Source organism: Streptomyces antarcticus, assembly GCF_026627255.1.
GTDB lineage: Bacteria > Actinomycetota > Actinomycetes > Streptomycetales > Streptomycetaceae > Streptomyces > Streptomyces antarcticus.
Map to the genome: position 1 here is coordinate 1 of NZ_JAPNLM010000045.1, position 12,681 is coordinate 12,681.

The 12,681-nt window shown below is 69.4% G+C and carries 12 protein-coding genes and 2 pseudogenes; 10 read left to right on the forward strand and 4 right to left on the reverse strand.

What is annotated here, in order from left to right:
- Positions 1–679: 679 nt before the first annotated feature.
- The 9 genes from OTB16_RS36565 to OTB16_RS36605 all read left to right on the forward strand — a co-directional run bounded on the left by OTB16_RS36565 (position 680) and on the right by OTB16_RS36605 (position 9,185).
- Positions 680–1,204 (forward strand): HPP family protein, encoded by a 525-nt coding sequence (locus OTB16_RS36565; RefSeq protein ID WP_267726889.1) that lies wholly within the window; start codon positions 680–682, stop codon positions 1,202–1,204.
- 83 nt (positions 1,205–1,287) lie between these two features.
- Entirely contained in the window at positions 1,288–1,926 is a 639-nt protein-coding gene (locus OTB16_RS36570) for an HD domain-containing protein (RefSeq protein WP_267726891.1), read from the forward strand.
- Between the two features lie 38 nt (positions 1,927–1,964).
- A complete protein-coding gene (locus tag OTB16_RS36575) occupies positions 1,965–3,479 on the forward strand; it encodes a vanadium-dependent haloperoxidase (RefSeq protein WP_267726893.1) in 1,515 nt (504 codons plus the stop codon).
- A complete protein-coding gene (locus OTB16_RS36580) occupies positions 3,472–3,885 on the forward strand; it encodes a cupin domain-containing protein (RefSeq protein WP_267726895.1) in 414 nt (137 codons plus the stop codon). Before OTB16_RS36575 ends, OTB16_RS36580 begins: the two co-directional genes overlap by 8 nt.
- Positions 3,886–4,024: 139 nt before the next feature.
- Positions 4,025–4,360 carry a hypothetical protein gene (locus tag OTB16_RS36585; RefSeq protein ID WP_267726897.1) on the forward strand — a complete coding sequence of 112 codons (336 nt, stop codon included), beginning with the start codon at positions 4,025–4,027 and terminating at the stop codon, positions 4,358–4,360.
- Positions 4,361–4,456: 96 nt separating this feature from the next.
- Positions 4,457–4,618: a hypothetical protein gene (locus tag OTB16_RS36590; protein ID WP_267726899.1), complete on the forward strand. Its 162-nt coding sequence runs from the start codon at positions 4,457–4,459 to the stop codon at positions 4,616–4,618.
- A gap of 5 nt (positions 4,619–4,623) precedes the next feature.
- Entirely contained in the window at positions 4,624–6,522 is a 1,899-nt protein-coding gene (locus OTB16_RS36595; RefSeq protein ID WP_267726901.1) for an FAD/NAD(P)-binding protein, read from the forward strand.
- The gene (locus OTB16_RS36600; protein WP_267726903.1) at positions 6,519–8,192 is read left to right on the forward strand and encodes an AMP-binding protein; all 1,674 of its coding nucleotides are present in this window, start codon (positions 6,519–6,521) and stop codon (positions 8,190–8,192) included. The genes OTB16_RS36595 and OTB16_RS36600 overlap by 4 nt, the downstream gene beginning before the upstream one ends.
- Before the next feature lie 96 nt (positions 8,193–8,288).
- On the forward strand, positions 8,289–9,185 hold the full coding sequence (locus tag OTB16_RS36605; RefSeq protein ID WP_267726905.1) for a LysR family transcriptional regulator: 897 nt from the start codon (positions 8,289–8,291) through the stop codon (positions 9,183–9,185).
- A gap of 65 nt (positions 9,186–9,250) precedes the next feature.
- Here OTB16_RS36605 and OTB16_RS39765 read toward each other — a convergent pair.
- From OTB16_RS39765 to OTB16_RS36625, 3 genes and pseudogenes are all read right to left on the reverse strand, one after another.
- Positions 9,251–10,360: pseudogene (locus OTB16_RS39765) on the reverse strand (IS630 family transposase).
- Between the two features lie 69 nt (positions 10,361–10,429).
- Complete coding sequence (locus tag OTB16_RS36620; RefSeq protein WP_267726907.1) at positions 10,430–10,858, reverse strand: DUF4267 domain-containing protein; 429 nt, start codon at positions 10,856–10,858, stop codon at positions 10,430–10,432.
- A gap of 229 nt (positions 10,859–11,087) precedes the next feature.
- Positions 11,088–11,534 carry a DUF1772 domain-containing protein gene (locus OTB16_RS36625; protein WP_267726909.1) on the reverse strand — a complete coding sequence of 149 codons (447 nt, stop codon included), beginning with the start codon at positions 11,532–11,534 and terminating at the stop codon, positions 11,088–11,090.
- A gap of 90 nt (positions 11,535–11,624) precedes the next feature.
- Here OTB16_RS36625 and OTB16_RS36630 point away from each other — a divergent pair, with 90 nt between their 5' ends.
- Positions 11,625–12,203 (forward strand): TetR/AcrR family transcriptional regulator, encoded by a 579-nt coding sequence (locus OTB16_RS36630; RefSeq protein WP_267726911.1) that lies wholly within the window; start codon positions 11,625–11,627, stop codon positions 12,201–12,203.
- 198 nt (positions 12,204–12,401) lie between these two features.
- On the opposite strand, the pseudogene OTB16_RS36635 reads toward OTB16_RS36630, so the two are convergent.
- Positions 12,402–12,596 (reverse strand): annotated as a pseudogene (locus tag OTB16_RS36635) (TetR/AcrR family transcriptional regulator); the annotation flags it as partial.
- Between the last annotated feature and the right edge of the window lie 85 nt (positions 12,597–12,681).

The following is a 12,681-nucleotide window of genomic DNA, read 5'->3' on the forward strand; positions in this document are numbered from 1 at the left end:
GAGGCCGCGATGGCGCCTCCGGAACTACTCGCTGGAACAGCCCCCACAACTCATCCGGCACCAGCCGCTCAACAATCCCCACCACGACCGGCAGCCTACCCAAGCCCCCAAATGAGATCGCCTCTAAGCCGCCATCGCCTCCCGAAGGCTTGTCGTCCAGCGGCCGCAGCGCCGCTCCAAGTAGGCCGCGACCAGCCGATCCTTCGCCGAGAAGAGCCGGTACAGGCGCTTGAGGGGGACCCGCGAGGCCGTCCGGATCCGGTCCATTCCAACGGCCTGGATGCCGTGGGCGTAGAACTATTCTTCCGCTGTGTCCAGCAGCCGGATCCGGGCCTCGTCATCGTCCTCGGGTATGTCCATGGGGCGTCAGGGGAATGCGCATCCGGGCTGTGAAGAACGGATTTTGTGCATGCCGGTGCACAAGCGGAATGACCCATCGGGTCAGGCACAGGGCGCCGCAGGAAAACTTCTGGCAGGAAGAATTTATGCCCCCCATCAGGGTCCCTATTTGCCCGTCCGGAGCGTTGCGATCTAGCTTCGAGGAGCGGAACGGCCGAGTCCCTCGGGGCATTGGGCACGATCGCCGATTTCCGGCCAGGAGTACAAGGCCGGCGCGGTCAACCGATCGCAATCGGTATTCCGGATTCCACTTCTGTTCGCAAGGGAAAGGTGTCTCAGCGTGCCCAGTGCCCAGGCCGCGTCCACGGCGGACCGGACGTCTTGGTCCAGCAAGGCTCCGCCCCGGCCGCCGTGGGCCGCGGTGGCAGTGGCCACCGCAGCTGCGGTGGCGGGGCTGGTCGCGCTGGTCGGTCTCGGATTCGTCATGGGGCAGGCCCTGCTCATACCGCCCCTCGCGGCGAGCGCGGCCCTGGTCTACGGCGCGCCCGCCCTGCCGCTGGCGCAGCCGCGCAGCGTGATCGGTGGTCAGCTGCTGTCCGCCTGCGTCGGGTTCGCCGTGGGGGCGGTCGTCGGCAGTTCACTCTGGGCGGCTGCCGTCGCCGGCGGTCTCGCCCTGGGGGCCATGATGGCCGCCCGCACCCCGCATTCACCTGCCGCGGCGACTGCCGTGATCGTCGTCGTCACCGAGCCGGACGCCAGTCTCTACCTTCCGCTGCTCGCCCTGGCGGCGGCCCTGCTGGTCCTCGTGGGCGTGCTTGCCGCACGGCTGCGGCCGGGGCCTGTGTACCCCACCTACTGGTGGTAGCAGGCAGCCCCTGCACGCCTTCTGCCCCATACCTGCCAACCCCCGACCCCTTCCCCTCACAACCAGTCAAGAGGTAGTCGAAGATGTCCCTCCGTATCGCAGACGTCGAGATTCCGGACAGCCGGCTCGCCAAGGAAGCCACCGAACTGATCCGTGAAGCGACCGACGATCTGATCTACCACCACTCGCGCCGCGTCTTCCTCTGGGGCTCTCTCCAGGGACGCAACCGCAGCCTCGCCTTCGATGCCGAGCTGCTCTACGTCGGAGCCATGTTCCACGACCTCGGCCTGACGGAGCCCTACCGCGACAACGACCAGCGCTTCGAGATCGACGGCGCCGACGAGGCGCGCAAGTTCCTCCTGGCCAACGGGATCGAGGAGGACCGGGCCAGGGTGGTGTGGGAGGCGATCGCGCTGCACACCACCCCCGAGATTCCCACCCGCATGGCCCCCGAGATCGCCCTGGTCACCGCCGGAGTCGAACTCGACGTACTCGGAATCGGCTACCACGACGTGTCGGACGAGGTCCGTGCGGCGGTCGTGGCCGAGCACCCCCGCCCCGACTTCAAGCGGAACATCGTCCAAGCGTTCAACGACGGCATCACCCGTCGCCCGGCCACCACTTTCGGAAACATCAAGGCCGACGTGCTGGAGCGTCTTACCGAGGGCTACGTACGCCCCAACTTTGTGGAAATCATCGAGACCTCTCCCTGGCCGAATTGATGAATTCCGCACCTACTCTCCCAAGGATTTCGAAAAGCATGGCAACCGGCCACACCACGCTGTCCCGCAGAATGGGCTGGGGTATTTCCTCCGCCCTCGCGGTCGCCCTCCTCGCCACCACCCTGAGCTCGCCGTCGCACGCCGACACCCCGGACGGGTCCTTCGCCGTCCGCGGGGGCGACAACGCGGTCCTGCTCTGGAACCGGCAGATCACCTCCGCCCTGAACGTGAACAACCAGGGCTCGGCGCACCCCACCCCGCCCCCCGTCGGCGCCCGCACCTTCGCCATCGTCCACACCGCGATCTACGACACCTGGGCCGCGTACGACCGCCGGGCCGTGGGCACCCAGCGAGGCGGGGACCTGCGCCGTCCCTGGGCGGAACGAACCGAGGCCAACAAGCGGAAGGCGGTCAGCTTCGCCGCCCACCGGGCGCTGAGCGACCTCTTCCCCCTGCAGCAGGCCTTGTTCGACGAGCAGCTGCGCGCACAGGGCTACGACCCGGGGGAGGCCCGGTCCCAGGCTCCGGCGCCGGGCTCGCCCGCCGCCGTCGCCGCGACGGCGACCGACGCCCTCCTCACGGTGCGCCACGACGACGGATCGCAGCAGAAGGCGGAGCCGGCGTACGCCACGCCCGCCGGCTACTACCAGCCGGTCAACCCGCCCCAGGACGTCAACGCCTTCAACAAGGCGACGCTGCTCGTACCTGACCGCTGGGCTCCCCTGACGGTGGGAGGCGCGACCCACGGGTTCATCACCCCGCACTTCGCGACCGTCAAGCCGTTCGTGATCGAGGACCCCGCCGCCTACATTCCGCCCGCCCCTCCGAAGTTCGGGTCCGCCGATGCGAATGCCGCCATCGACGCGCAGATCCAGCGCAACGCGAACCTGGCCGAGCGTCAGAAGGCCATCGCCGAGCACTGGCAGTACCGGGGCAGCAGCTCCTCCTCGATACCGCAGGAATGGGCAGCCTTCGTTTCCAAGCGCGACCGCCACGCGCTCGACGATGACGTGAAGATGTACTTCGCGCTGAATCTGGCGCAGGGCGACGAGGGGGTCGTCGACTGGAAGACCAAGGTCGACTACGACTACGCCCGCCCGATCACCATGATCCGATACGCCAAGGCGGGCGAGCAGATCCAGGGCTACGCCGGCCCGGGCAAGGGAACCCAGACCATCGACGGTTCCCAGTGGCGGCCCTACCTCAACACGCCCGCCTTCGCCGCGTACGGATCCGGCCACACCGGCTTCACCGCCGCCGGGGCGGAGACCCTGAAGCAGTTCACCGGCTCCGACCGCTATGGCGCCACGGGGACGATCAAGGCCGGCAGCTCGAAGATCGAGACCGCCGCTCCCGCCCAGGACATCGGCCTGAAGTGGAACACCTTCAGCGCGGCCGCGCTGGAGGTCGGTGAGTCCCGCCTGTGGGGCGGTGTGCACTGGGAGTTCGACCACACCGCTGCCGACGAGCAGGGCCGCAAGCTGGCCCGCGACGTCTGGGCCAAGACCCAGAACTACATCAACGGAACGCACAAGGAGGCAGCCGGTGGCTGAGATTGAGTACATCAAGAACGTCTTCCGCAGCGGGTTCGAGCTGAAGGACATCGAATGGTCCACCTGGGCCGAGCCCGGCCGGGCCGGAGTCGAACACCACGTCCTGTGGGCCCCCGACGCGGAAACCGGTGAGGACTCCGTAGGTCTGCTCCTGCGCTTCCCGCCGACCGCGCACGGCGACTTCCACGAGCACCTCGGCTACGAGCTGATGCTCGTCCTGGACGGCCAACTCGACCACAGCGACGGCACGTCCTACTTCAAGGGAGATCTTGTCGTGGAAGGCCCGGGCACCGAACACCAGATGTCGAGCGGCCCGGGCTGCACCGTACTGGCGATCCGAACCCGCCCGGCCGCCGCCCGCCGGCCGACGAAGCCCATCCGCCAGGTCGCCTCCGCCGCTTCCTGACCTGGTGAACACCGCCCGGCGCCCCTCGGCACCGGCGGATGAGAACGGCGTGCTCCGGGCGTCCTACCGCCCGGGGCACGCCCATAGACCTGACACAGCACCACGGCATCCCTGGGAAGTGACACGCATGATTCTGGACATGGGCGTTTTCCCGCAGACCCCGGAGGGAGCCCTGGACCTGCTGCGCGACAGCGCCGTTCTGGCCCGAGTGACAGGTACCGAGCGGCTCATAGTCAAGACACCGGCGGAAGCCCACCGCATCCCCACCCTCGCCGACAACGTACAGGCGCTGGAGGAAGCCGCCCGGGCGGCCGAGACGGCCCTCGACGGCTCCGCACCGGTCCAGGCAACGGACATCACGACCGCCGACGCGACCGAGGCCATGTACGCGGAAGCCCGCGCCTTGGTCGACGCCGTCCTCGAACTGGACACGGACCCGGGCCGCGCCCTGCTGCAGGCCTTCAACCGCGGCTAGCTCGACGTCCCGTACTGCCTGCACGCCGACAACGCGCAGCGCTCCCGCGCCTACATCGACGACGAGGGCCGCCTCCAGTGGCTGAACGCCGGTGCCATGCCAGCCCGCACAGTTCTCCCGACCCGCGCCTCCAGGCTCACCGCCGACGGGTTCCTGCGCATGCTCGGCCACGTGCAGCGAACCTTCGACGGGCCCGCCCTCGACCGCGCGGACGCCGGCCAGCGCGCGCTGAGCCCGTTCCATTCCCAGAAGGGCTGACCCCCATGACCACCCACAACACCGACCCCCTGACACTCGCGGTGATCGGCACCGGACCGCGCGGACTCTCGGTCCTCGAAAGCCTGGCCGTCCGGCTGGCCGCGTCGGACCCGACGCGCCCGGTACGGATCCACGCCATCGACGGAGTCGAGGTGGGCGCCGGCCGCGTCTGGCGCACCGACCAGGACGACTGGTACACGATGAACACCGTCGCCGGCCAGATCACCATGTACAGCGGCGGACCGGACAACGGCCCGTGGCGACCGGGAGCCGGACCCTCCCTGGAGGAATGGTCGCGCGCCGAGCCCGGAGAGACACCGCTCCACACGGACGGCTACGCCACCCGCCGCATCTACGGGCGCTACCTGCGATCGGTCTACCGGTCCATCGAGGAACACCTGCCCGCCCATGTCGAGCTCATCGGCACGAAGGCGCGCGTCACCTCGCTCACCGCACGTCCGGTGGGCGGCTGGCTCCTCGCCGTCGACGCACCACCCCATCTGATCGCCGCCGACCAGGTGCTGCTGGCCACCGGCCATCCGCACAACATCCCCGACGCCTTCGAACGCCGGATGCTCGACTTCGCCGCCTCCCACGGCGGCGGTCGCGTCCGCTACGTGTGCGGCGACTCGGCTGCCGACATGGACCTGGACGAGAACGCCATCGCCCCAGGCAGCACAGTGGCGATCCGTGGCCTCGGCCTCTCCTTCTACGACGTGATGCTCGCGCTGACGGTCGGCCGCGGCGGAGAGTTCAAGCGCACCGCGCAGGGAAACCTCGACTACCTCCCGAGCGGCCGCGAGCCGCACATCGTGGCCGGATCCCGCAGCGGACTGCCGATCCCGGCCCGCGGCGTGAACCAGAAGGCGCCCGACCACACCCACCGCCCCCGGTTCCTGACGAAGGCGGCCGTCGCCCAGGCGCGCGCCCGCCGGATCCAGCGCACGGGCAGCGACCAGCTGTCCTTCGCCGAGGACGTCTTTCCCCTCCTCCTGCGGGAACTGGAAACCGTCCACCGCGAGGTGTGGCGGCTGAGCGGCGCCGAAGGCCCGCCCCCCACACCGGACCTGCGACGGCTCGCGCGCCCCTTCGAGGGACAGACCTTCGCCGGCCCCGGCGAGTTCACCGGCCGGCTCCTCGCCCTGATGCGCGCCGACCTCGCCGAAGCATCGCTGGGCAACAGCCGCGGACCACTCAAGGCGGCCCTCGACGTCCTGCGCGACATCCGCAACATCGTCCGCGAGGCGGTCGACTTCGGCGGACTGCTCCCGCACTCCCACGCAGAGGACTTCGTCCAGGACTTCCTTCCCGTCAACGCCCTGCTGTCCGCCGGCCCACCCGCCGAACGGGTCGAGCAGCTGCTGGCGCTCATCGAGACCGGAGTGGTGGAGGTGGCCGGTCCCGGTGCACAGTTCACCGCCGACGAGACGACCGGCCGCTTCCGGGTCAGCTCGGCGCAGGTCCAGGACTCGGCCCGCATCGCCACCACCCTGATCGACGCCCGTATCCCGACCCCCGACCTTCACAGGGACGGATCCACACTGATGACGTCCCTGGTCACCAACGGAATCGTGTCGGAGTACTTCCGTACCGGCCCCGACACCGTGCCACCCGTCCCGACCGGCGGCCTGAACGTGACCAAGGCACCCTTCCGGGCCATCGCGGCGGACGGCAGGGTCCACGACGGCCTCTACGCACTCGGGATACCCACCGAACACACCCGCTGGTTCACCCAGGTCGGCAGCGGCAAGCCCGGCCTGAACACACTCTTCCGCCAGGACGCGGAGGCCATCGCCCAGGCGATGCTGCACCAGCGCACCGAGGCGACAGAGCAGCCGGCCCCCGACGGCCTCACCGCCACCGCCGACCACCGGATCCTGCTCGGCAAGGGACAGATCTCATGACCACCTTGACGCCGACCGAGCGCTTCCGCGCCGCGCGCGACACCCTGCTCACGCACCGCACCGACCTCCAGACCGCCCGCGCCGCCTTCACCTGGCCCGAGCTGGTCCGGTTCAACTGGGCCCTGGACTGGTTCGACATCATCGCCCGCGACAACGACCGCACAGCACTTCACCTCATCGGCGACGACGGCGACACCCTGATCTCGTACGCCGAACTGTCCCGACGCTCAGACCAGGTCGCCCTATGGCTCCGCCAGATCGGAGTCAGACGCGGCGACCGGATGCTGCTCGCCCTCCACAATGTCCTGCCCCTGTGGGAGGCGATCCTCGCGGCCATCAAACTCGGCGCCATCATCGTCCCCACCTACCCGAACGCACCCCCGGCCGACCTGGCCGACCGGATCCACCGCGCGGGCATCAGCCACGTCCTCACCGACAGCGGACTGACCGGGAAGTTCGCCGACATACCCGGCGGGTGGACCCGCATATGCACCGGGCCGCCCGTCGCGGGCTGGGCCTCGTACGAGGACTCGCGCGGCGCTCCGGAGGGACCGTTCGTACCGGGAGCGCCCACCGGGGCCGACGACCCGCTCTTCTGCTACTTCACCTCGGGCACCACGTCCAAGCCCAAGATGGTTGTCCACACCCATACGAGCCACCCCGTGGGCCACCTCTCCAGCATGTACTGGAACGGAGTCCAGCCCGGCGACATCCACCTGAACATCTCCGCACCCGGCTGGGCCAAGCACTCGTGGGGTTCCCTGTTCGTGCCCTGGAACGCCGAAGCCACCGTGCTCGTCCTCTCCTCACCGCAGGCCGGACCGTCCGCCATCCTCGACGCCCTGCGCACGCGTGGCGTCACCACCTTCTGCGCACCCCCCACCAGCTGGCGCGGGATGGTGGCCGCAGGCCTGGGCGAGCGGCCGACCACACTGCGAGAGGCCACGTCGGCCGGCGAACCGCTGGAGTCCGCGCTGATGGAGCGGGTCGAGTCGTCCTGGGGCGTCGTGCTGCGGGACGGATACGGGCAGACGGAGACGACCTGCCAGATCGGCAACCCTCCCGGACACCGGCCCAGCCCTGGGAGCATGGGCTGGCCGATGCCCGGGTACGAGATCACCGTCGCCCAGTCGGGCAGCGGGACAGCGGCCCCTCCAGGCGATCCGGGCGAACTCTGCCTGGACCTCGCCAACCGGCCGGCCGGCATGCTCAGCGGCTACCTCGGCGACGGACCCAAGACAGCCGCCGTCTTCGCCGGAGGGCGCTACCACACGGGTGATCTGGTCACCCAGGACGCGACCGGCGCCCTGCGGTACGCCGGCCGCAGCGACGACATGTTCAAGTCCTTCGACCACCGCATAGCCCCCCTGGAACTCGAAGCCGTCCTGTTGCGCCATCCGGCGGTCGAGCAGGCTGCCGTCGTCCCCGTACCCGACCCGATCGGCATGTGGATCCCCAAGGCCTTCATCACCTTGACCTCCGGCCGAGAAGCGACGCGGGCCACCGCCCTGGACCTCTTGAGCCATGCCGAACACGACCTGCCGGAAGAAAAGCGGATCCGTGTCATCGAGTTCGCCGAAGCACTGCCCGTGACCGCCTCAGGGAAGATCCAGCGCAGCGCGCTGCGCGCGGCACGGACCCTGGGGGGTGAGGAGTTCCGGCCCGCGTGAGGGAACAACCACCGTGAACGGTGGGTTGTTCGAATAACAGCATGGAACACGCCGCTGGGCGCGCCATGCGAAAGGCCGACGGGGGAGCGGCCTTCTATGCAACTGCTGTGGCTTCAAACCTTCATGGCCGTTTACCACACCGGGTCGTTCACCAAGGCGGCCCGCCAGCTGGGCATCACCCAGCCCACCGTCACCCAACAGGTCCGTGGACTGGAACTGGAATTCGGCCTTCCACTCTTCGAGCGCACTCCGCGCGGAGTCGTACCCACACCCAGCGCGACCGTCCTCGCCAAGGACGTGCAGGACTCCCTGAAGAACCTGAGCATCGCCATCGGCCGCCACTTCGGCGATGGCGAGGAGAACCGTCCGCTACGGATCGGAGCAACACCGGAACTGGCCGCCGCACGGCTCATGCCCTCCTTATCCCGCCTCGCCGCGGGCGGCATGGACATCAAGACATCTGTCGGCGTCAGCTACGAACTCCTCGACCGCCTCTCAGAGGGCTTCCTCGACCTGGTCGTCTCCACGATCCGACCCCGCAGACGCGGACTGGAGGCCACCCCCCTCGCCGACGAGGAACTCATCCTCGCCGCCTCACCCACGATGGCGCGAGAGCTGTTCCCGTTCGGCGTGACGGAGGCCGACGTCGACCTCGTGGCCAAAGCACCGCTCATCGCGTACGCGGAAACCCTGCCACTGATCCGGCAGTACTGGAAGGACGTCTTCGACGCCCAGCCGACGACCGCGCCCAGCGTCGTCGTACCTGACCTGCGCGCCGTCATGTCAGCCGTCATCTCCTCGGCGGGCATCTCGGTCCTTCCCCGCTGCCTGTGCTCCGTCGCCCTCTCCTCGGAGGCCCTGGTCACCCTCCTGGAACCGGAGCTCCCACCCATCAACACCCTCTACCTGGTTGTCCGATCCGGAACCCTGGCCGACTACCGCCTCTCACAGGTCCACAGCCAACTCCTGCGCAGCGCCCAGATGTGGTCCTGAGCGCCATCCGCCGGAGGCCAATCCGGTTCCTCACACCGACCCGGCGGATGCGGCCTGCCCGGCGGTCAGGACGAAGGACGGCGGGCGGCAGCGGCGGTCTGCCGCCAGGTGAGGGTCAGGCCGGTGCCGGCTATGAAGCCGTCGAGGGTGTGGGGCCGGTATTGGAGGCGTTTGAGGCGGTTGCGGACGAGGGTTGCGAGTCGGTCGAGGGCCATGACGGCGAGGTTGGCGAGGCTGCGTTTGACGTGGGCCCATACCCGCTCGACGGGGTTCAGGCCGGGTGAGCAGGCGGGCAGCAGGAACACGGTCAGCCACGCCCGCTCGGCCACGAGGTCGCGCATCCTGCGGGAGACGTGGGTGTTCAGCCGGTGCCACACGAGCACGATCGGGGCCTTGACCATCTGGTGGACTCCGTCGATCAGCGCGGTGAAGTCCCGCTCGCCCATGCTGCGACGTGTGCCTTTGCCGACGGGGTGGGTCCGAAGGCGGTGGCACAGCCGGGTCCTCGAGCCGGGCCGCATCGCGATCAGCCCGGCCACCGACAGCCGCCCCGAGCGCCGGCCGTTGATGGTGACGACCGGAGTCACTCCACGCCGTCCCCAGGTCCGTCCGCGGGGCGGCCGGCGGGTGAAGCCGGCTTCGTCCTCGAAGCAGACGTGGCCCCCCGCAGGCCCGCCCGGGCCCTTTTGCCTCCGCCCATGTCACCTCCCGCCACGCGCTCACGGCCTGCTCGTCGCGCCCGGCGACCCGCCGGGCGGGGACTTGCGGGCTGAACCCGAGCCGGTGCATCAGCCGAGCCGGGTGGCGCCCGAGACGCTATAGGTGACGTGGAATTTCCTGGCGATCAGCGTGGCCACCCTCGATGCGGTCCACGCCTGTTCCTCCACCCAGCCGTGCCCGGCCGGACCCTCCTCCAGGTATGCGGCGAGCTTCTCCAGGGTCCGCGGGGACAGGCGGCATCGTGACCCGCTCGGACCGCGGGAGGCCAGTGCCTGAACACCGCCGCCCCGCCACACCTGGTGCCATTGATACGCCGACTTGACACTCACCCGCAGCCGCCGTGCGACTTCCGGCGGCTTGATCTTCTGCTCGAACAACTCGGCCGCCTGCATGCGTACCTTCTCCCGGCGCCGACGTCCCGCAGGAGTCAGCCCGCCCCCATCCGCATATTTCACACACCACGAATACAGCCACCCACCCACACCCATCAGCGACTTCGCAAAGATTCACCCCACGAGCTGATGTCAGTAGGCGGGCTGCGTGGCGGGCGTTGCCGGAGCGGCCGCGGCCTTGCGGGTCTCTCGCATTATCAGCAGGCCGTTGACCACCATCAGCGTCGCGGTCAGACCGTGGACGCCCAGCGCGGTGGCCACGGAGCCGTGGTGGGCCAGCACGGTGGTCATGTCACCGTACGCGGCGAGGGCCTCCACCAGCAGCACCCAGCCCAGCGCCCGGCGGTGGCCCGTCACCAGCAGGATGCCCAGGACCAGGGCCAGGACGACGTCGCGGATTCCCTTGATGATCAGGAAGCCGTCGCCGTCGCCGGACGGCCAGCTCGGCAGGCCGAAGCCCGGCGCCGTCGTCTCCGGCCTCAGGATGAACTCCCCCCCGAACCAGAGGATGAAGAGGATGAAGGCGGCGGCCAGGACGGTGTTGATCTTCTTCAGTAACATTGTTCTTCTCCTTGCGAGTCTTCGTCAGCTTGGTGAGCGTGGAGCTTGCCGAGTCGTGTGGGGCCTGATCAGGCCGCGCGGACGCGGCTGATCGAGGGGCGCGGTTTGTCGGGATCGCAGTTGTGGGATCTGAGCGGCAGCCGCATTCCCGGATGTCGGGAGTTCTGTGGCCCGCTGCCGCCCGGGGAGCGGGGATCGTGCGCCGCCAGTGCGGGGCCGGCCCGCGGGCTCAGACGAGGGCGGCGACGAGCAGGGTGAAGGCGGCGATGATGACGGCGACGCGGACGTAGTGGAAGCGGTCCCAGCGGTGCATCTGCTCCTTCCAGTCCTCGGGCCGGTTCTCGGGGGTCCACGTCTTGTTCCGGTTGTTGATCGGGACGAGCAGCAGGAGCGACATGACCACGCTGAGGAGCAGCAGCGCGCCGGCAGTGACGACGAGGCCGGTGCCGTGGTGGTGCCATCCGGCGATGGCCCAGACCGCGACGAGGGCGAGCGAGCCGATGTACCAGACCGGCATCACGGCGCCGAGCATCCGGCCCCCGTGGGCGTGGCCGAGTTGGCCACTGTCCTCCGGGAGGGCGTTGAGGATCGGGTTCATGACGAAGGCGACGGAGAACTCCACCCCCACCATCACGCCGACGACCACGGTGGTGACGACCTCGAGTGCGTTGAGCATGATGACCCTCTCGGTATCTAGTGCTGCTAGCTGTCGAGGCAACGCTAGTACTACTGCCGCTTGGTTGTCTAGCGATGCTAGGATCGAATCATGTCGGTACAGGAACGCAAGGAGCGCGAACGGGCGAAGCGCGAGCGCCTCATCGTGGCGACGGCCCGCGAACTCGCCGAGCAGCAGGGCTGGGACGCGGTCACCACCCGTCGGCTCGCTGAGCGCATCGAATACAGCCAGCCCGTCCTCTACAGCCACTTCCGCGGCAAACGGGAGATCATCGGCGCCGTCGCCCTGGAGGGCGCCGCCGAGCTAGCCGCGGTGGTGCGCGCCGCCACCGCCGCCGCAGACGGCCCGCGCGAGCGGGTGTACGCCCTCGCCCGCGCCTACCTCGACTTCGCCGCACGCAACCCGGCGGTCTACGACGCCATCTTCCAGCTCGACGGCGGTCTCCCGTACGCACAGGAGGACACCCCGGCACCTCTCAAGGACGCCTTCGCCGCGCTGCTGGAGTGCCTCGGCGACGTCGCCGGGGACGGCGTCGACCCGGGGCTGTTCACCGAGACGTTCTGGGCGGCCCTGCACGGGCTGGCCACCCTGACCCGGGCCGGACGACTGCCGCCGGAGGACACCGAGCAGAGGGTGGAACTGCTGGTGGACCGGCTCTCCATGGTCTGACACGCCGTCCCAGCGGGCGCGCAGCCGGAGTTCTCAGGCCCGGCTGCCTGCAGCATCGCTTCCGGTCGCTCGCGCCCACACGGCACAGCCGCAGATCGCCGGCCCCGTACCCCAGACGACACCAGCCCCGGAAGCTGCGATGATCATTGATCACGACCCGATACGCGCCCTAGATCAGCCCCCGCCGCCCCGCACCGGTTACGCCTTCCGCTCGGACGTCCAGCCTTGTCGGCGGAGGGTTTCGAAGCCGTCCAGGAGGAGGTCCAGGGCGAATTCGAACTCGAACTGGTCGTCGCAGCCGCCACCGACCGTGGAGCCCCCGTCGTGTGCGGCCGTCGCGGCCAGTTCCGCGATGTGCGCGTAGTGCACCGCCAGTGCGGGGTCCGGCGGGCCGGTCTGGGCCTTCATGGCGATCGTGTGCACGGTCATCTACCGCGCGCTGCGCCGCAAAAGATGGCTCTAGCGACCCGGCCGGTGT